Raw genomic sequence first — 18,958 nt, forward strand, 5'->3', positions numbered from 1 at the left:
CGCCCCTCCTCACCCCGCGAAGGGGTCGGAAACGGTGATGGTGTCGTCGCGCTCAGGGCTGGTGGAGAGCAACGTCACCGGCGCCTCCACCAGTTCCTCGATGCGGCGCACGTACTTGATCGCCTGCGCCGGCAGCTCCGCCCAGCTCCGCGCCCCGCGCGTGGAACCGGACCAGCCCTCGATCGTCTCATAGACCGGCTTCGCCGCCGCCTGCGCCGCCATGGCGGAGGGGAGTCGCCTGAAGCGCTCGCCGTTGATCTCGTAGCCCGTGCAGATCTTCAGCTCCGGCAGCCCGTCGAGCACGTCGAGCTTTGTCAGTACGAGGCCCTGCACGCCGCCCACCTTCACCGCCTGCCGCACCAAGCAGGCATCGAACCAGCCGCAGCGACGGGGGCGGCCCGTGACCGTGCCGAACTCATGCCCGCGCTCGCCCAGCAGCTTGCCCGTATCGTCGAACAGCTCCGTCGGGAAAGGGCCGGATCCCACGCGCGTCGTGTAGGCCTTCGCGATCCCCAGCACGTTCCCGATGGCGTGCGGGCCGATCCCCGCGCCCGCCGCCGCATTGCCGGCCACCGTGTTGGAGGAGGTGACATAGGGGAAGGTCCCGTGGTCCACGTCCAGCATCACTGCCTGCGCGCCCTCGAACAGCACCCGCTTGCCCTCGGTCCGCGCGGTGTCGAGCCGCTCCCACACCGCCTCCATGAAGGGAAGAAGCTTCGGCGCCCAGCCGAGGATCTTCTCCATCAGCTCGGCCTTCTCGAACTCCGGCGCACCCAGCCCGCGCAGCAGCGAATTGTGGTGCAGCAGCAGCTCGTCCAGCTTGCGGGAGACCGTCTCCGGCTCCGCCAGGTCGCAGAGCCGGATGGAGCGCCGGCCCACCTTGTCCTCATAGGCCGGGCCGATGCCGCGGCCGGTCGTGCCGATCTTGTCGCCACCGCGCGCCGTCTCGCGCGCCTTGTCCAGCGCCGGGTGCAGCGGCAGGATCAGCGGCGTGTTCTCCGCGATCCGCAGGTTCTCCGGCGTGACGCTCAGTCCCTGCGCCGTCACCTTCGCGATCTCGCCCAGCAGCGCGTCAGGGTCCAGCACCACACCGTTGCCGATAATGCCCAGCTTCCCGCGCACCACGCCGGAGGGCAGAAGGCTCAGCTTGTAGGTCTGGTTCCCCACCACCAGCGTATGGCCGGCGTTATGCCCGCCCTGGAAGCGCACCACGATGTCGGCGCGGCTGGCGAGCCAGTCCACCACCTTGCCCTTGCCCTCGTCACCCCACTGGGCGCCGATGATGGCGACATTGGCCACGGCCCTACTCCTTTTCCAGCGCCACGGGCCTATCGCCGCGCAGCTCATGCGTGCAGCCCAGCGCACGCGCATCATCGGCGGAGGACAGCGCCGCCACCGTTATCCACCCCTCGCCCCGCAGCCTCGCGGCCACGGAAGGATCATGCCCATCCGGCAGGAACACCCGGTCCGCCGCCGGCCCCGCCGGCGCCGCGCGCAGCGCCGCGTCGGGATAGAGGCTCAGGCCCGTCGCCGGTTCCTCGCCGCTCATGTAGCGCCCGCCGCGCCCCAACTCTCCCGTGCGGCCCGGCCCATAGAGGGTGAACGCCACCCCCGTATGATAGCGGAAGCCCCGGAACTCCACCGGGTCCAGCGTGATCCGCAGCCCCGGCAGACGCCGCCGCAGCGCCGCCACCACGTCGGCGGCATTGTCCGCGATCCGCCGCGGCACCTCCGGCAACGGCGCAGCGCGCAGCGCGGCCAGGGCCCCGTCCGCCGGCCCGGCCGCGGCCAGAAGCCCCGTCAGGAAGATCGCCGGCGGCCCCGCGGCCTCGGCCAGCACGGCCACCTCCGCCGCATCCTTGCGGTCCAGCGCCCTCGCCAGCCGCTGCCGGGCCGCGCCTTCCAGCCCCGCCGCGTCCAGCAGCGCGGGCGACATGGCCGGCAGCGTGATGTCCAGCGCCACGTCGGAGATCCCGGCCGCCGCCAGCGCCTCCACGCCCAGGGCAGCGGCCTCCGCATCCGCCTCCGCACTGTCCACGCCGATCAGCTCCACGCCGAGCTGCGGCAGCTGCCGCGCGGGCGCGATCTGCGTGCCGCGCACCCGCAGCACCTGCCCGGCATAGGAGAGCCGAAGCGGCCGCGGCGCCCCGCCCAGCCGCGTGGCCGCGATCCGCGCCACCTGCGGCGTGGTATCCGCCCGAAGGCCCATCATGCGCTGGGAAACCGGGTCCATCAGCCGGAAGGTCTGGTCGGCCAGCGCGGCGCCCGAACCGGTCAGAAGCCCTTCCTCGAACTCCAGCAACGGCGGCTTCACCCGCTCGTACCCGTGGGAAGCGAAGACGGCCATCATCGCCTCCACCAGCGCCGCCTCCCGCGCCGCCTCGGGCGGAAGCAGGTCGGAGAGGCCGGCTGGCAGCAGGGCCGGGTTCGCGGAAAAGGGCTCGTCGTCAGTCATTAAAAGGTTGGGGCATGACGGAGGGCGGGACGCTCGCGGCTTTTTCGCGCGGTGAATGGCAGCGCAGGCCCCGCGCCGCAACCCCGCCGCCCGCTGGCCTGCTCCGCCCCGGGCCCAGGGCGGGGCCGGAACCCGGCCCGGTGCCCCTGTCACAGGCCCCAGGCCGGCGCGCGCGGCAACCGCCGATCTCAGCTCCACGTTGCCGAGGCATGATGCGCGCCTTTCACCTCGCCCTGCCCTTCCTCGTTCTCGCGGCCTGCAGCGACGACCGCGCCCTGAACGACGTCATCCCCGTCGCCGACCGGCTGCGCGAGCCCGCCCGCGCCGCACCCTTCGAGTACGGCAGGCCCGGCTGGATCCAGGGCAGCCCCGCCCGCGCCGCCGGGGCCGCGAGCGAGATCGAGGCCTTCGCGGACGCGGCGGAGAACGACCCGCTCTGGACCCATCCCCGCGACCCCGTCCTCCTGCCCCGGCTCCAGATCGCCCGCCGCGAGTTCCGGGAGGCGCTCGGCGTCTCCCCCCGCGTGCCCTCCGCGATTGCCGCCCGCGCCTTCGCCGGCGCAACGGCCGCGCTGAACCGGGGGGACGAGCCCGGCGCGGTCGCCGCCCTGGCCCCGGTCGGCGGCGCCGCAACCCTCGCCCGCCTCTCCAGCCTCCCCCGCCTTCCGCGGGTGGAGGAGGCCGCCCATGCCGTCGCGAACGAGGTGAACGGGCGCGGCCGCAACCGTTAGTTCACCATTCCCGGCGCATCCTCCGGCAGGCCACGAAGGCCGGAGGATGCCATGACGGAAACCCTCGCCGCATCGTCGCCGGGCACCCTGGTGGCCCGCGCCCTCGCCATGCATCGGGACGGCGACCTCGCGGGGGCCGAGCCGCTGTACCGCGCCGTCCTCGCCTCCCATCCCCGGCATTTCGGCGCCCTCCACCTCCTGGGCCTGCTGCGCGCCATGGCGGGCGACCCCGCGGGCGCCGTACCTCTCCTTGAGGCGGCGGTGGCGGCGGATCCGCGCCACGGCTTCGTGCACAACAATCTCGGCAACGCGCTGGTGGAGCTGGACCGCGGGGAGGAGGCGCTGGAGTCCTTCGACCGCGCCCTTGCCCTCGCCCCGGACATGCCAGAGGCCCGGGTCGGCCGGGGCAACGCGCTGCAGGCCCTGAACCGCCATGCCGAGGCCCTGGCGGAGCTCGACAGGGCCGCCGCTCGGGGCTGCGACATGGCGGAACTGCACAACAACCGCGGCAATGCCCTGCGCGGCCTGAAGCGCCCTGCGGAGGCCCTGGCCGCCTACGACGCCGCCCTTCTCCGCAATCCCGCCTACCCCGCCGCCCATGCCAACCGCGCCACCGCCCTGGTGGACCTGGATCGCGATGCCGAGGCGCTGGCGAGCGTGGCCATCGCCCTCGCCCTCGGCCCGGGTGACCCGGGCTCCCTGAACACCCAGGGCGTTGCCTTCCGCGCCCTGAAGCGGCCTGAGGAGGCGCTGGCGAGCTTCGACGCCGCGCTGGCCGCCGATCCCCGCCACCCCAATGCCCATGCGGGCCGCGCCGCTGCCCTTTGCGACCTCGGCCGCCATGAGGAGGCGCTGGCGAGCGCCGATTCCGCCCTCGCCGTCTCCGCCGGAGTCGCCGCGCACCGCAACCGGGCGGCCACCCTGGCCCTGCTCGGCCGGCACGCAGAGGCCGAGGAGGCGGATGGCGCCGCGCTCCGCGCCGATCCCGGCTGCGCCGAGGCCTGGAACGGCCGCGGCAACGCCCTGACGGAGATGGGCCGCTTCGAGGAGGCGCTTGAATGCCTCGACCGCGCGGAGGCGCTGTACCCGGGCAGCCGCAGCATCCCCTACAACCGCGGCAACGCGATGCGCGGCCTGAACCGCCACCGCGACGCCATCGCCTGCTTCCAGGCCGCGCTGGCAATCGATCCGGACTTCGCCGATGCTCGCTGGAACGAGGCGCTGAGCCGGCTGGCCCTCGGCGAGCTGGAAGCGGGCTTCGCCGGCTACGAGTGGCGATGGCGCCGCAAGGGCAACCGGCCGCACCGCTACGCTGTCTCCCCCCTATGGCGCGGCGAGCGGATGGAGGGCCGTAACCTTTTCCTCCACGCGGAGCAGGGTCTGGGCGACACGATCCAGATGTCTCGCTACGTGCCCCTGGCAGCCGCGCGCGGGGCGCGGGTTGTTCTGCAGGTGCAGCGCCCCCTCTTCCCGCTGCTCGACGGCCTTCCCGGCGTGGCGGAGCTGATCGGGCCCGACGATCCCGCCCCGCCCCACGCCGCCCAGTGCCCGCTGCTCAGCCTTCCCATGGCCTTCGGCGCGGTGATCCCCCCGCCGGTGCCCCTCCCCGTCGATCCCGCCCGGGCCGCCGCCTGGGACATGGCCCTTCCGCGCGGGGTTCTCCGCCTGGGCATCGCCTGCTCCGGCAACCCCCAGCACCTCGGGGACCGTCACCGTTCCATCCCGCTCGCCCTGTTCGCGCCCTTGCTCGGCCCGCGCGTGCAGGGCTTTCTGGTCCAGACAGAGTTGCGCGCCGCGGACGAACCCTTCCTCGCCGCTACGCCCGGCCTTACCGACCTGCGCCCGCACCTGACGAGTTTCACCGAGACCGCCGCCGCGCTGGAAGCGATGGACGCGGTGGTCTGCGTGGACACCAGCGTGGCGCATCTCGCCGGCGCGCTGGACCGCCCCGTCCACCTCCTCCTGCCGGACCTGGCCGACTGGCGCTGGATGCTCGATCGCTCGGACACGCCCTGGTACCCCGGCATGCGCCTGCACCGCCGCGGCCGGAACGATCCGTGGGAGGCGGTGATCGCCAGGATCGCCGCCACCCTGGCGCCCACCGCTGCCTTGGCAGCCTAGGGACTACTCCGCGGCCTGGGACAGGGGCCGGGCCACCTCCTCCAGCGAACGGCCCTCGGCGGCGAAGCCGAGCTTCCACTCCGTCCCCGCCGCTACCAGCATCAGAGCGGCACCGAGCAGATAGCCCCACATGATGTCCACCCGCTGCCCGCCCTCGATCAGCCACCCGAACAGCGCCGGCCCGACAACCCCGCCCACCAGCGTGCCGAAGGCGTAGAACAGCGCGATCCCCATGGCCCGCATCTCCAGCGGAAAGCTCTCCCCCACCGTGAGGTAGGCGGCGGAGGCGGCGGCGGAGGCGAAGAAGAAGATCACCGTCCAGGCCAGCGTCTGCTCCCAAGCCGAGAGCCACCCCTGCGCAAAGGCGAAGCCGGTGGCCGCCATCAGCAACCCCGCCAGCGCATAGGTGCCGGTGATCATCACCCGCCGCCCCACCGTGTCGAAGAAGTGCCCCAGCAGCAGCGGCCCCATTAGGTTGCCCAGGGCGAAGGGCAGCATGTACCAGCCGATATGCTGGGATTCGATCCCGTAGAACCGCGTCAGCACCAGCGCGTAGGTGAAGAACACCGCGTTGTAGCAGAAGGCCTGGCAGGCCATCAGGACTACGCCCAGCGTGGCGCGCTCGGGATAGGTGCGGAACATCGTCCGCGCCACCTCGCCCAGCGTGGTGTGGCTGCGCGGGTCGATCGTGATCGGCTTTCCCACCACCGGCGGCAACGGGCCCTTCTCCCGCGCAACCCACTCCTCGATGTCGCGCACGATCGCGTCCGCTTCCTCGCGGCGGCCATGCGTCATCAGCCAGCGCGGGCTCTCCGGGATGTAGCGCCGCAGCAGCAGCACGGAGAGCGAGAGCGCGCCGCCCACTCCGAAGGCCAGGCGCCAGCCGAGCTCCGGGTCGATCACCTGCGGGTCGAGAAGCACAAGCGACGCTGCGGCTCCCATTGCCGCCCCGCCCCAGAAGGTGCCGTTGACCGCCAGGTCCGTGGTGCCGCGCCGCCGCGCAGGGATCAGCTCCTGGATTGCCGAGTTCACCGCCGCGTACTCGCCCCCGATCCCCGCCCCCGTCAGGAAGCGGAACAGCGCGAAGGACCAGACATCCCAGGAAAGGCCGGTGGCGATCGTCGCCAGAAGGTACACCAGCACGGTCAGCGTGAAGAGCTTCTTCCGCCCCACCCGGTCCGTCAGCCACCCGAAGAACAGCGCCCCGCACACAGCGCCGAGAAGATAGGCCGAGGCCGTCAGCCCCACCTGTGTCTCCGTCAGCCGCAGCCGCGGGCTGTCCTTGATCGCGCCGGCGAGGGAGCCGACGAGCGTCACCTCCAGCCCGTCCAGCACCCAGGTCACGCCCAGTGCCACCACCACCAGCCAGTGGAACCGGGACCAGGGAAGCCGGTCCAGCCGGTGCGGCAGGTCCGTGGTGAAGCGGTCGGCGGCCAATGTTTCCTCCCCGGGGATCCCGGGCTCGGAACCGCCGACCGGGCGGAAGGTTACAAAGCCCCGTGCAGGCGCCTCAGCCCGCTGGGCTCGCCTCCTCATGCGCCAGCTCCACGGCCAGCTCCGCGAAGGCCCAGTCCAGCCAGGGCAGCAGCGCCTTGATGTCGGCCGTCTCCACCGTCGCACCGCCCCAGATCCGCAGCCCCGGCGGCGCATCCCGGTAGGAGGCGACATCGAGCGCGACGCCTTCCTCCTCCAGGATCGCCGCCAGCCGCTTCGCCGCCCGCGCCTGCCCCGCCGCGTCCATGCTGGCGAACCAGGGCACGGTGATCTTCAGGCAGATGGAGGTGCAGGAGCGCGTGGCCGGGTCCTCCGCCAGGAAGCCCGCCCAGCCGCTGGCGGAGACCCAGTCCGCCACCGCCGCCAGGTTTGCCTCGCTGCGCGCCACCAGCGCGTCCAGCCCGCCGATCGATTCCGCCCAGCGCAGCCCGTCGATCGCATCCTCCACGCAGAGCATCGAGGGCGTGTTGATCGTGTCCCCCTTGAAAATGCCCTCGATGAGCTTCCCGCCCTTGGTCAGCCGGAACACCTTCGGCAGCGGCCGCCCGGAATCCCAGGATTCCAGCCGCGCCACGGCGCGCGGGGAGAGCGCGAGCATCCCGTGCCCCGCCTCGCCTCCCAGCACCTTCTGCCAGGACCAAGTGACGACATCGAGCTTGTCCCAGGGCAGGCGCATGGCGAAGGCCGCGGAGGTCGCGTCGCAGATCGCCAGCCCCTCGCGCTCGTCGCTGATGAAATCCGCATTCGCCAGCCGAACGCCCGAGGTCGTCCCGTTCCAGACGAACACCGCGTCCCGTGCCGGGTCCACCGGCTCCAGCGAGGGCAGCCGCCCGTAATCCGCCTCCCGGATCCGCGCGTCAGCCAGGTTCAACTGTGATGCGATGTCGCTCGCCCATTCCTTGGAGAAGCTTTCCCACACCAGCACGTCCACGCCCCGCGCGCCGAGCACGGACCACAGAACCATCTCCACCGCGCCGGTATCCGATCCCGGCACCACGCCCAGCCGCCAGTCCGCCGGCATTCCCAGCACAGCCTTCGACCGCTCGATCACCTCCGCGATCCGCGCGTGCGGCACCGATGCCCGGTGGCTGCGCCCGAGCAGCGCCCCCTCCAGCGCCGCCAAGGCCCATCCCGGCCGCTTCGCGCAGGGGCCGGAGGAAAAGCAAGGGTTACCCGGCCGCGCCGAGGGCCTCGCCCGCTCCAGATCCGCCGTCGCCGCCATGGCCCGCCCTCCGTCCGTCGCCCGCACCGCCTCGCGGCAGGGCACCGGGCTGCGCTAGCCCCTGCCCACCGCCCGGGTCAAGCGAAGCCCGGCCCGCTCTGCCGCGGCGCACGCAACCCCGTGCCGCGGGCCCCGTTGCGGCGGGCATGCGCCATGACTCCGCCACTCTCCTGATCCTGCTGGCGGTCGTCGCCGTGCTCTTCTGGTTCGTGCCGGACGTGGTGCTCATCGTCTTTGCCGGCTGCCTCCTCGCCGTCGCGCTCCGCGCGGCGGGGGAACCGGTCGCGCGGCACCTTGGCATCGCCCCGCACTGGGGCGTGATGATCGTCGCGCTGATCTCCCTGGTGGTGATCGGCCTCGGCCTCTGGCTCGGCTTCAACAGCCTCGCCGCCCAGGCTCGCGAGTTCACCCAGGCGGTGCCCCGCGTCCTCCAGCAGCTCACCGGGCTCGTGGACGGCCTGCCCGGCTCCGAATGGCTGAAGCAGCAGGTCTCGCCGGAGAAGATGGAGCCCGCCGCGCAAACCGCGGCCAGCGTGGCCGTGCGCGGGGTCAGCGGCACCCTCGGCGCGCTCGGCAACTTCCTGTTGATCGTCCTGCTCGGCCTCTACATCGCCTCCGACCCCACCCTCTACCGGCGCGGCGCCCTCGCCCTCCTCTCGCCCGGGCTGCGCCCGCGGGCGGAGGCCACGCTGAACGCCATGGCGCATTCCCTGCGCGGCTGGTTGCTCGGCCAGATGTTCGGCATGGTCTTCACCGGCGTGGTGATCTTCCTCGGCCTCTGGGCCATGGGTATTCCGCTGGCGGGATTGCTGGCCATCCTGACGGCCCTGTTCAACTTCATGCCCTATATCGGCCCGGTGCTGGGCTGCCTGCCCGCCATCCTCATCGCCGCCTCGCAGGATCCCTCGATGATCCCCTGGGTCATTGCGCTGTTCTTCGCCTCGCAGAATATCGAGGGCAATTTCCTGACGCCGATGGTGCAGAAGCAGGCCAGCGACGTGCCGCCCGCCCTGCTGCTCGGCGCGCAGGCCCTGTTCGGCACGGGGCTGGGCTTCCTCGGCATCCTGCTCGCCGCGCCGATCACCGCCGCCGCCATGGCCGCGATCAAGGTTTCCTACGTGGAAGGCTGGGTGGAGGGCCCCGCCGACCAGGAGGAGAAGCACATCATCCGCCCGTAAGGGCCGCCACCCGCGCGGGGTCCACCGTCACCCCGTGGTCCAGCGGCCCGTGCCCGCGCCCATAGCCGGGTGCGGCCCGGATCGCGGCGGCCACATAGGCCCGCGCCCGCATCACGGAGTCCCGCAGCCCCATTCCCTGCGCCAGCCCCGCCGCGATCGCGGAGGCCAGGGTGCAGCCCGTGCCGTGGGTGTGCCGCGTCTCGATCCGCGGGCTCTCGAACACCTCCACGCCGTCCTCGGTCGCCAGCACGTCGTGCAGCACCGGCCCGTCCAGGTGCCCGCCCTTCAGCAGCACCGCCGGCACGCCGAGCGTCATCAGCAGCTCCGCCGCGTGGCGCATGGCCCCGAGGTCGGGGATCGCCATGCCGGAGAGCACCTCCGCCTCCGGCAGGTTCGGCGTCAGGATCGTCGCCAGCGGCATCAGCCGCCGCTTCAGGGTCTCCACCGCCGCCGGGTCCAGCAGCCGCGCCCCGCCCTTGGCCACCATCACGGGGTCGGCCACCAGCGGCGCCCCGTAGCCTGCCAGCGCGTCGCACACCGCATCGATGGTCGCGGCATCCGCCAGCATGCCGGTCTTGATGCAGTCCGCGCCGATGTCCTCCAGCGACATGCGGATCTGCAGACCCAGGAAATCCAGCGGCACGGGGTGCACGGCGCGCACACCCTCCGTGTCCTGCGCCGTCAGCGCGGTGATCGCGGTGGCCGCATAGGCCCCCATCGCCGTCACCGCCTTGATGTCCGCCTGGATCCCCGCCCCGCCGCCGGAATCGGATCCGGCGACGATCAGCACGCGCCCTTTCACTCCGCGGCCACCTTCGCCGGCGCGGCGGCCGCGGCCCGGATCACCCCGGCCAGCCGTTCGGTGAGGGACTCCACCAGCCCCTCTTCTTCCGCCTCCACCATCACGCGGATCAGCGGCTCGGTCCCGCTCGGCCGGATCAGCACGCGGCCGCGCGCGCCAAGTTCCATCTCCGCCGCGGCGATCGCGTCCGCCACGCGCGGGTCCGCCAGCGGGTTGCCCCCGGCATGACGCACGTTCACCAGCTTCTGCGGCAGCGGCTCGAAGCGGCGCAGCATCTCGCTCGCGGACTTTCCTTCCTCCACCAGCACGGACAGCACCTGCAGCGCCGCCACCAGCCCATCCCCCGTGGTGCCGTAATCCGAGAGGATGACGTGGCCGGACTGCTCCCCGCCCAGGTTGCAGCCCCGCTCCCGCATCGCCTCGCCCACGTAGCGGTCCCCCACCTTGGTCCGGTGCAGCTTCAGCCCCCGGCCCTGAAGGAATCGTTCCAGCCCGAGGTTGGACATCACGGTCGCCACCACCTCGCCCCCGCGCAGCCGCCCCTGCGACGCCCAGGAGGAAGCGATCAGCGCCAGGATCTGGTCCCCGTCCACCACCGCGCCCGTCTCGTCCACCAGCACCAGCCGGTCCGCATCGCCGTCCAGCGCGATGCCGAGATCCGCACGCCGTTCCCGCACCAGGGTCGCCAGCGCGCCCGGCGCCGTGCTGCCGCAGGCGTCGTTGATGTTGAACCCGTCCGGGGCCACGCCCACCGAGACCACCTCGGCACCCAGTTCCCACAGCACGGTCGGCGCGACCTTGTAGGCGGCGCCGTTCGCGCAATCGACGACGATCCGCAGTCCCTCCAAGCTGCGCCCGCGGGGAAAACTGGCCTTCACCGCCTCGATGTAGCGCCCCGGCGCGTCCTCAAGCCGCGAGGCCCGGCCGAGCTTGCCCGGCGCCGCCAGCGCGGAGGCCAGGTCCCCGGCCATCAGCGCCTCGATCGCCTCCTCCTGCGCGTCCGACAGCTTCAGCCCGTCCGGCCCGAACAGCTTGATCCCGTTGTCATGGAAAGGATTGTGCGAGGCGCTGATCATCACGCCCAGGTCGGCCCGCAGACTGCGCGCCAGAAGCGCAATCGCCGGCGTCGGCAGGGGCCCGACCAGCACCACGTCCATGCCCGCGCCCACGAAGCCCGCCGTCAGCGCCGGCTCCAGCATGTAGCCGGAGAGCCGCGTGTCCTTGCCGATCACCACCCGGTGCCGGTGCTGCCCCCGATTGAAGTAGCGGCCAGCCGCCTGACCCAACCGCAGCGCCGTCGCCGCGTCCATGGGGGCGCGGTTCGCCACGCCCCGGATCCCGTCGGTGCCGAAAAGGCGCCTTGTCCCGTCACCCATGCCGGCCTTCTCCAACCGTTTCCGCACTGTCTAGCGCAGGGCGGGGAAAATAGGCAGGGCAGCGTCGGCCCGCTTGACGTTAAGCCGGATTCTCCCCCGGGGGCGGCGCCCCCGATGCGCCCGCCCGCCACAGGCGCAGCGCCGCCACGGTCTCCGCCACGTCGTGCACCCGCAGCATCGCGGCGCCCCGGGCGGCCGCCGTGGTGGCCACGCCGAGGCTCCCCGCCATCCGGTCCCGCGGGGCGGAAACGCCGGAGAGCGTGCCGATGAACCGCTTGCGCGACGCCCCAACAAGAATCGGGCAGCCCAGGTTCAGCAGGATCGGCAGCCGGTCCAGAAGTTCCAGGTTGTGCTCCATGGTCTTGCCGAAGCCGATGCCCGGATCCACCGCGATCCGGTGGCGCGGGATCCCGGCCGCCTCGCAGGTCTCGATCCGCTCCGCCAGGAACTCCAGGACTTCCAGCGCCACGTCCGCGTAGCTCGCGTGCTGCTGCATCGTGGCGGGCTCGGTTCCCGGCATGTGCATCAGCACCACGGGGCAACCCGCCTCCGCCACCACCGCCATCGCCTCCGGGTCGTGCCGCAGGGCGGAGATGTCGTTCACCACCTCCGCTCCCGCCTCCAGCGCCGCGCGCATCGTGGCGGCATGGCGGGTGTCCACGCTCACCGGCGCATCCTTCGCGATTTCGCGGATCACCGGCAGGATCCGGGCGATCTCGGCCTCGGCATCCACGGGCGCCGCGCCGGGGCGGGTGCTCTCCCCGCCCACGTCGATCATGTCGGCGCCGGCCTCCAGCATCGCGTTCGCCGCCATGATGGCCTCACGCGGGTCTGCGTGGCGGCCCCCGTCGGAGAAGCTGTCGGGCGTGACGTTCAGCACGCCCATCACCAGCGGCCGGCCGAGGATGGCGGCCTCCGGCAGGCCAGCGAAGGGCGGAAGCGGATTGGTGAGGGCGAGGACGGCCGCCTGCCAGTCCTCCGGCGTATCTACGGCGGGGAGCAGCCCCAGCGTCGCGCCGTTCTCGATGAGCCGGACGAGGGTGAAGGCCGCCTGCCCGCCTTCGAGCGGCACGGCAGCCCCGGCAGCCACGGCCGCGGCGGCGCCGCGCCCGTGCAGCAGACCCATCGGTTCGACCCAGCGCGCCATTTCCCCTCCCCTCGTCCGGGAATCGGCACCCCCGGACGGAAACGGGGGCCACTGAGGGCCCCCGTCACATTCACCCGGTGCATTCAAGCGTTTCGCGACGCCCCGCGCCAGAGGGGGCGCCCGGCGGTCAGGCCCCCGAAGGCGCCGGCTGCATCCCGCCGGTCTCCGGGCGCGGATTCGGCCGCCCCGAGGTGGGAACGCTGCCCCGCCCCTGGTTCACCGGCTCGTCCGGACGGTCCCGCACGATCGGGTCGCCGCGCAGCAGGCTCTTGATCTCGTCGCCCGAGAGGGTCTCGTACTCCAGCAGCCCCTTGGCCAGGGCGTGCAGGTCCTCGATCCGCTCGGTCAGCGTCTTCTTCGCCCGCTGGTAGGCCGTGTCGATGATCGAGCGGATCTCGCTGTCGATCGCCTGCGCGGTCGCCTCGGACAGGTTCTTCGACTGCGTCACCGAATGACCGAGGAACACCTCCTGGTCGTTCGAGCCGTAGGCGACCATGCCGATCTTGTCGGACATGCCCCATTCCGTGACCATCCGGCGCGAGAGGTCGGTCGCCATCTTGATGTCACCCGAGGCGCCGTTGGACACCTTGTCCGCCCCGAAGATGATCTCCTCGGCGACGCGGCCGCCCATGGCCATGGCGAGCTCGGCGTTCATCTTGGACTTGTGCTTGGAGTAGCGGTCGCCCTCCGGCAGGGACATCACCAAGCCCAGCGCGCGGCCGCGCGGGATAATGGTGGCCTTGTGGACGGGGTCGCACTCCTCCTCGCTGATCGCCATCAGCGCGTGGCCGGCCTCATGATAGGCGGTCATCCGCTTCTCGGCCTCACTCATGACCAGCGAGCGGCGCTCGCTGCCCATCAGCACCTTGTCCTTGGCCTGCTCGAACTCGTGCATGCCGACCGTGCGGCGGCCGGTGCGGGCCGCCAGCAGCGCCGCCTCGTTCACCAGGTTCGCCAGATCGGCGCCCGAGAAGCCCGGCGTGCCCCGCGCGATCACCTTCGGCTCCACGTCGGAGGCCAGGGGCACCTTGCGCATATGGACCCGCAGGATCCGCTCGCGCCCGTTCACGTCGGGGTTCGGCACGACGACCTGGCGGTCGAAGCGGCCGGGGCGCAGCAGCGCGGGGTCCAGCACGTCCGGCCGGTTGGTGGCCGCGATGATGATGACGCCCTCGTTGGACTCAAAGCCGTCCATCTCGACCAGCATCTGGTTCAGCGTCTGCTCGCGCTCGTCATTGCCGCCGCCGAGCCCGGCGCCACGGTGGCGGCCCACCGCGTCGATCTCGTCGATGAAGATGATGCAGGGGGCGTTCTTCTTGCCCTGCTCGAACATGTCGCGCACGCGGCTGGCGCCGACACCGACGAACATCTCCACGAAGTCGGAGCCGGAGATGGTGAAGAAGGGCACGTTCGCCTCGCCGGCGACGGAGCGCGCCAGCAGCGTCTTGCCCGTGCCGGGGGGGCCGACCAGCAGCACGCCCTTGGGGATCTTGCCGCCGAGGCGCTGGAACTTCTGCGGGTCGCGCAGGAAGTCCACGACCTCCTCCAGCTCGCTCTTCGCCTCCTCGATGCCCGCCACGTCCTCGAAGGTCACGCGGCCCTGCTTCTCCGTCAGCAGCTTCGCCTTGGACTTGCCGAAGCCCATGGCACGCCCGCCGCCGCCCTGCATCTGGCGCATGAAGAAGACCCAGACGCCGATCAGCAGCAGCATCGGGAACCAGGAGATGAGGATCTGGAAGAGCGGGTTCACGTCGCTCTCCTCGGGCCGCGCCACCACGCGCACGCCCTTCTCCGTCAGCTTGGAAATCAGCTGCGGGTCCTCGGGCGTGTAGGTGCTGAAGGTCCGCCCGTCCTGAAGCTGGCCGGAAACGATCCGCCCCTGGATGGTGGCGTCGCGCACATGGCCTTGCTGAACCTCGTTCAGGAAGTCGGAGTAAGCCACCTGCATCCCGCGCTGCGAGGAATTGCCCGATGGCTGGAACAGGTTGAACAGCGCCACGAGCAGCAGGGCGACGATCACCCAGAGCGCTAGGTTGCGGCCAAAATTGTTCACGTGACGGTCCCGATCCTTGGCCGGTGCTCCCCGGCTAGAAGAACAAGATAGGGATGCCCGACGCTACATGGAACCACTGGATAACACCGCTTTCACGCGAGGGGCCCTGAATCCGGCCTGAATTCCACCTTCCAGCCCGGCCCGGGCCCCGGCCCGGCCAGCACCCGCCCGGCCGCGTCCCGCAGCACGGGCAAGCCCGCCGCCACGAAGCCCGGCAGGTTCCCACCGGGGAAACCCGGCCCCGCCGCCCCGATCCAGCCGTCTCCCGGCGCCGCCACCACCCGCCAGCGCCCATCCCACAGGACCCCCGGCGCGGCGGGCACGGCCGCTGCGCAGCGGCCCGGCTCGCGCCCCACGAAGCGCCCGCGCCAGAGCACCCCGCCCAAGCTGCCCCCGCCCCGCCCGAGCAGGGCGGCCACCGCCGCTCGTGCCGGCGGGTGCGCCCCGCCTCCCACGGCCCGCACCAAGGACGAGAGCGCTGCCTCCGCCACCGCGTCCCGTCCCAGCGCCGCGACGTCCAGCACCGCCCAGCCTTCCGGCCGGAACGTCGCGCAGCCCACCAGCCGCGCCGCTACGGCCGCGCGCAGCCGCGCCCGCCGCATTCCGAAGGCCGAGGCCGCCTCCGCCAAGGCCGCCACGCCCGGCCCCGTGCCGCCCGGATCGTCCAGAGCCCGCCGCAGCCGGGCGCGCGCGAAGCGCGGATCGTCATTGGAAGGGTCGCGCACGGGAACCAGCCCGCGCGCCGCCAGAAACCTCTCGATCGCGGCCGGCGCCACGCCCAGCAAGGGCCGCAGGATCAACACCCCGCCCGCCGGCCGCGCGGGCACCATGCCCGCCAGCCCCGCCACGCCGGATCCCCGAAGCGCCCGGAAGGCCAGCGTCTCCGCCTGGTCCGCCCGGTGCTGCCCGAGCAGAAGCCAGGGCGTCCCCGCCGCCTCGGCAGCAGCCGCCAGGGCCGAAAGCCGCGCCGCCCGGGCCCGCTCGTGGAGACCGGGCCCGGCCGCCAAATAGAGTGCCAACACCTGCGCATCGACGCCAAGTTGGGCGAGCCGCGCAGCCACCCAGGCCGCCTCGCCCCCACTCTCCGGACGCAACCCGTGATCGGCGACAAGCGCCAGCAACCGTCCGCCCCGCGCCGCGGCCCAGTCCCGCGCGAGAACCGCCAGTGCCAGGCTGTGCGGCCCGCCCGAGACGCCGGCCGCCAGCCGGGGCGCGGGCCCGAAAGGCCCCAGCCCCGCCATCGCCGCCGCGAATTCCGAATCCAGTCCTTGCGGCGGCTTCACCGCCGCCCGCACGGGCCTAGCGGCAGCCGGCGCGCTGCCGCGCCTGGGTCGCCCGATCCGCCTGCGCCCCGGCCAGCCGGGGGAACCCCGTCCGCAGGTTGTCCAGCGTCTGGCAGGCTTCCACCTTTGCGTTGAACCCGACGAAGGCGTTCGCCAGCCCGATCAGCGCGTCCGGCGCCCGGCCGGAGGAGCGCGCCCGGCGATAGGCGTCGTCATAGGCCAGGGCCGCGCCCTGGAAGTCGCGCTTCCCCATCAGCGCATCGCCCAGCAGGACCCCCGCATCCTGCCCGCGCGCGGTGGAGCGGGAGGCCAGGACCTCCCGTGCGGCCGATTCGGCCGCCGCGTAGTCCCGGCGCCCCAAGGCCGTCTGTCCCTCGCGCAGAGCGATCTCCGGCGTGCGAGGCGCCGGCGTGGCCGGCTGGCCCGGCGGGGGGGCAGGTGTGTCACCCGGCGGAGTCAGCGCGCCCTGCTGCTGCCCGCCGGCCGGTCGCCCCGCCGGGGGGGCTCCTCCGGCTGGGGCAGCGCCGCCACCCCGGCCTTCCAGCGCGTTGAAGCGGTATTCCATGTCGCCCTGCAGCTTCTCCAGCCGCTCCTGCAGGGTCCGGTTCTGGTACTCGGCCTGCTCGGCGCGGCCGCGCTGGCGCCGCACCTCCTCCTCCAGGTCGCCCACGCGCCCCAGAAGCTGGCCGACGATCTCGCCGCCCGCTGCCGGCGCACCGCCGCGCCCGGGGGGCGGCAGCTGCGGCTGCGGGTAGCCGCCACCGCCGCCGCTCCGCCGCACGGCCTCAAGCTCCTGCCGCAGCTGCAGGATCTGGTTCTGCAGGTAGATGCCCTCCCGGCTCTCCGCCTGCGCGAGGGCGCGGCCGGCCGGCACCAGCCCTGCCAGCACCGCCCCCGCCATCAGAACGCCCCTCACCGGAACGCATCGGGTCCGCAGCATCCCTGAAATCCCCTCGTGGTGCGCCCGAGACCCGGCGCAGCCCTTCACGGCGTGGCCCCGCCGCGCCCCATCATCGGACCAGCCCGCCGACGCGGGCAAGCATCCCATCCACCCAACGAAAGGGCGGGTGAGGCCCGGCGCGCGGGGCACCGGGCCCGCAGTCCTCAGCGGACCGTCGTCACCGCGCGGCGGTTCTGCGCCCAGGACGCCTCGTCGGAGCCGAGCGCCGCCGGGCGGTCCTTGCCGTAGGACACCGTCTGGATCCGCTGGCCGGAGACGCCGCCCGCCACCAGCAGGTCGCGCGCGTTGTTGGCGCGGCGCTGGCCGAGGGCCAGGTTGTACTCGCGGGTGCCGCGCTCGTCGGCATGGCCCTCCATGTACACCGTCACCTGCGGGTAGCGGGCCAGCCAGGCGGCCTGGCGCTGCAGCACGTCGCGGCCATCGGCGCGAACCTGGCTGCTATCGGTGTCGAAGAGAACGCGGTCGCCGACATTGGCGACCAGGTCCTCCTGGCTACCCGGGCGCGCGCTGCCCATGCCGCTTCCGCCGGCACCCGCCAGCCCGCCCGAACCGCCCGCGCCGGTCGCCGCGGCGTTCTGGTCCTCGTTCGAGCAGGCCGAGAGCAGGGCAATGGCCCCGAGGGCGGCCAGGATCTTCACGTTCATCATGCACTCCTATGCAAAGGTTTCAGTTTCGGATTGCGATCAGGCCAACAAGGGTGACCAGGACGGATCGGTTGCATCGGTCGGCGTGACCATCTGCCGCTCGTTGAAGCCCGCGATGTCGATCTGGGCCAGCCGGGCGGAATAGCCCTCGCCCCGCGCGCCGCTCGCCCGGCTCTCGCGGTAGAAGGCAAGAACACGGCCATTCGGCGCGAAGGTCGGACCTTCCATGCCCCAGCCCTCAGACAGGATCCGCTCGCCGGAGCCGTCGGGCCGCATTACCCCGATCCCGAACTGCCCGCCGGAGATGCGGGTGAAGGCGATCAGGTCCCCGCGCGGCGACCAGACCGGCGTCGCGTAGCGCCCGCGCCCGAAGGAGATGCGCCGCGCCCCGCCGCCGCCGGCCGACATGACGTAGATCTGCTGGTCCCCGCCCCGGTCGGAGTTGAAGACGATCTGCGAACCGTCCGGGCTGTAGCAGGGCGAGACGTCGAGCCCGCCGCCGGAGGTGAGCTGCCGCTGCGCACCCGAGCCGGCATCCACCGCGTAGATGTTGGCGTCGCCACCCGTTGCATAGGACAGCACAACCGTCCGCCCGTCCGGGCTGAAGCGCGGGGAGAGCGTCATGCCCGGGAAGGAGCCGAGAACCCGCGAGGAGCCGCTGTTCAGGTCGAACAGGTACACGCGCGGCTGGTTCTGGAAATAGGACATGAACACGATCTGCTGCGCGTTCGGATGGAAGCGCGGCGAGAGAACCTGGAAGGACCCGTCCGTGAGGAAGCGGTTGTTCTCCCCGTCCTGGTCCATGATCGCCAGCCGGCGGGTGCGCCGGTCCCGCGGCCCACTCTCGGCCACGTAGACGATCCGCGTGTCGAAATAACCCTTCTCGCCCAGCAGCCGCTCGTAGATCACGTCGGAGATCAGGTGCGCGATTCGCCGCCACTGGGCGGCCGGCGCCGTGAAGGCGGTGCCCTGGATCTGCTGCTCCGGCAGCACGTCCCACAGGCGGAACTCCACGCGCAGCCGCCCGCCGGAGTCCTCCACCCGCCCCGTCACCAGCGCGTTGGCACCGATCACCCGCCAGTCCTGGAAGCGCGGCGTGGCGGCCGCGGCCTCGGCGCTCTGGATGAAGGCGGCGTTGTCCACCGGGCGGAACAGGCCGGAATTGCGGAGGTTGGCCTGGATCACGCGCGCGATGTCCGCGCCCCGGCCGCCGCCGGCCAGCGCCGGCACGGCGATCGGGATCGGATCCGTGCGGGCCTTGGTGATGTCGATCACGGCGCCCTGGCCACCAGCGGTGGTCCCCTGGGCGCGCACGGTCGCGGGCACGGTGAGAAGCGCGGCGCCACCCAGGATCAGGCCACGCCGATCGGTCGTCATCATGGATGCGAAACCTCGGAGCTGCGGGAGGGGGAAAGAGCCGAAGCCGCGACGGGGCGCAACCCGCCAGGGCGGGAAAGCCCGCGCTTCCCCTGAGAGTTGATCGCGCGCGGG

15 protein-coding genes are annotated in these 18,958 nt (G+C 72.5%); 3 read left to right on the forward strand and 12 right to left on the reverse strand.

What is annotated here, in order from left to right:
• Positions 1 to 9: 9 nt before the first annotated feature.
• Both J5Y10_RS11065 and J5Y10_RS11070 read right to left on the reverse strand, forming a co-directional pair.
• Positions 10 to 1,299 (reverse strand): adenylosuccinate synthase, encoded by a 1,290-nt coding sequence (locus J5Y10_RS11065; RefSeq protein WP_209373503.1) that lies wholly within the window; start codon positions 1,297 to 1,299, stop codon positions 10 to 12.
• Positions 1,300 to 1,303: 4 nt separating this feature from the next.
• Complete coding sequence (locus tag J5Y10_RS11070) at positions 1,304 to 2,455, reverse strand: ATP phosphoribosyltransferase regulatory subunit (RefSeq protein ID WP_209373504.1); 1,152 nt, start codon at positions 2,453 to 2,455, stop codon at positions 1,304 to 1,306.
• A gap of 212 nt (positions 2,456 to 2,667) precedes the next feature.
• Between J5Y10_RS11070 and J5Y10_RS11075 the strand changes: the two genes are divergently transcribed.
• Together J5Y10_RS11075 and J5Y10_RS11080 are read left to right on the forward strand one after the other, a co-directional pair.
• A complete protein-coding gene (locus tag J5Y10_RS11075; RefSeq protein ID WP_209373505.1) occupies positions 2,668 to 3,186 on the forward strand; it encodes a hypothetical protein in 519 nt (172 codons plus the stop codon).
• Between the two features lie 51 nt (positions 3,187 to 3,237).
• Positions 3,238 to 5,307: a tetratricopeptide repeat protein gene (locus J5Y10_RS11080; protein WP_209373506.1), complete on the forward strand. Its 2,070-nt coding sequence runs from the start codon at positions 3,238 to 3,240 to the stop codon at positions 5,305 to 5,307.
• A 3-nt stretch (positions 5,308 to 5,310) separates the two neighbouring features.
• On the opposite strand, the gene J5Y10_RS11085 is transcribed toward J5Y10_RS11080, so the two are convergent.
• Together J5Y10_RS11085 and J5Y10_RS11090 are read right to left on the reverse strand one after the other, a co-directional pair.
• Complete coding sequence (locus J5Y10_RS11085) at positions 5,311 to 6,843, reverse strand: MFS transporter (RefSeq protein ID WP_209373507.1); 1,533 nt, start codon at positions 6,841 to 6,843, stop codon at positions 5,311 to 5,313.
• Complete coding sequence (locus J5Y10_RS11090; protein WP_209373509.1) at positions 6,818 to 8,023, reverse strand: phosphoserine transaminase; 1,206 nt, start codon at positions 8,021 to 8,023, stop codon at positions 6,818 to 6,820. Before J5Y10_RS11090 ends, J5Y10_RS11085 begins: the two co-directional genes overlap by 26 nt.
• A gap of 146 nt (positions 8,024 to 8,169) precedes the next feature.
• Here J5Y10_RS11090 and J5Y10_RS11095 point away from each other — a divergent pair, with 146 nt between their 5' ends.
• Positions 8,170 to 9,201, forward strand: coding sequence for an AI-2E family transporter (locus J5Y10_RS11095; RefSeq protein ID WP_209373511.1), 1,032 nt, complete (start codon positions 8,170 to 8,172; stop codon positions 9,199 to 9,201).
• On the opposite strand, the gene thiD is transcribed toward J5Y10_RS11095, so the two are convergent.
• The 8 genes from thiD to tolB form a co-directional block, all read right to left on the reverse strand.
• Positions 9,188 to 10,003: a bifunctional hydroxymethylpyrimidine kinase/phosphomethylpyrimidine kinase gene (gene thiD / locus J5Y10_RS11100; protein ID WP_209373513.1), complete on the reverse strand. Its 816-nt coding sequence runs from the start codon at positions 10,001 to 10,003 to the stop codon at positions 9,188 to 9,190. The two genes, J5Y10_RS11095 and thiD, sit on opposite strands and share 14 nt — an antisense overlap.
• Entirely contained in the window at positions 10,000 to 11,379 is a 1,380-nt protein-coding gene (glmM, locus tag J5Y10_RS11105; RefSeq protein ID WP_209373515.1) for a phosphoglucosamine mutase, read from the reverse strand. The genes thiD and glmM overlap by 4 nt, the downstream gene beginning before the upstream one ends.
• Before the next feature lie 79 nt (positions 11,380 to 11,458).
• Entirely contained in the window at positions 11,459 to 12,526 is a 1,068-nt protein-coding gene (gene folP / locus J5Y10_RS11110; RefSeq protein ID WP_209373517.1) for a dihydropteroate synthase, read from the reverse strand.
• A gap of 127 nt (positions 12,527 to 12,653) precedes the next feature.
• The gene (gene ftsH / locus J5Y10_RS11115) at positions 12,654 to 14,579 is read right to left on the reverse strand and encodes an ATP-dependent zinc metalloprotease FtsH (RefSeq protein WP_209373519.1); all 1,926 of its coding nucleotides are present in this window, start codon (positions 14,577 to 14,579) and stop codon (positions 12,654 to 12,656) included.
• A gap of 92 nt (positions 14,580 to 14,671) precedes the next feature.
• Positions 14,672 to 15,862, reverse strand: coding sequence for a tRNA lysidine(34) synthetase TilS (tilS, locus tag J5Y10_RS11120; RefSeq protein ID WP_209373521.1), 1,191 nt, complete (start codon positions 15,860 to 15,862; stop codon positions 14,672 to 14,674).
• A 16-nt stretch (positions 15,863 to 15,878) separates the two neighbouring features.
• A complete protein-coding gene (locus J5Y10_RS11125; protein ID WP_245214548.1) occupies positions 15,879 to 16,802 on the reverse strand; it encodes a tol-pal system YbgF family protein in 924 nt (307 codons plus the stop codon).
• Positions 16,803 to 16,966: 164 nt separating this feature from the next.
• On the reverse strand, positions 16,967 to 17,467 hold the full coding sequence (gene pal / locus J5Y10_RS11130; RefSeq protein WP_209373523.1) for a peptidoglycan-associated lipoprotein Pal: 501 nt from the start codon (positions 17,465 to 17,467) through the stop codon (positions 16,967 to 16,969).
• 39 nt (positions 17,468 to 17,506) lie between these two features.
• Positions 17,507 to 18,847 carry a Tol-Pal system beta propeller repeat protein TolB gene (tolB, locus tag J5Y10_RS11135; protein WP_209373525.1) on the reverse strand — a complete coding sequence of 447 codons (1,341 nt, stop codon included), beginning with the start codon at positions 18,845 to 18,847 and terminating at the stop codon, positions 17,507 to 17,509.
• Positions 18,848 to 18,958: the final 111 nt, after the last annotated feature.

The sequence above is a fragment of the Roseomonas indoligenes genome (assembly GCF_017813365.1).
Taxonomy (GTDB): domain Bacteria; phylum Pseudomonadota; class Alphaproteobacteria; order Acetobacterales; family Acetobacteraceae; genus Roseomonas; species Roseomonas indoligenes.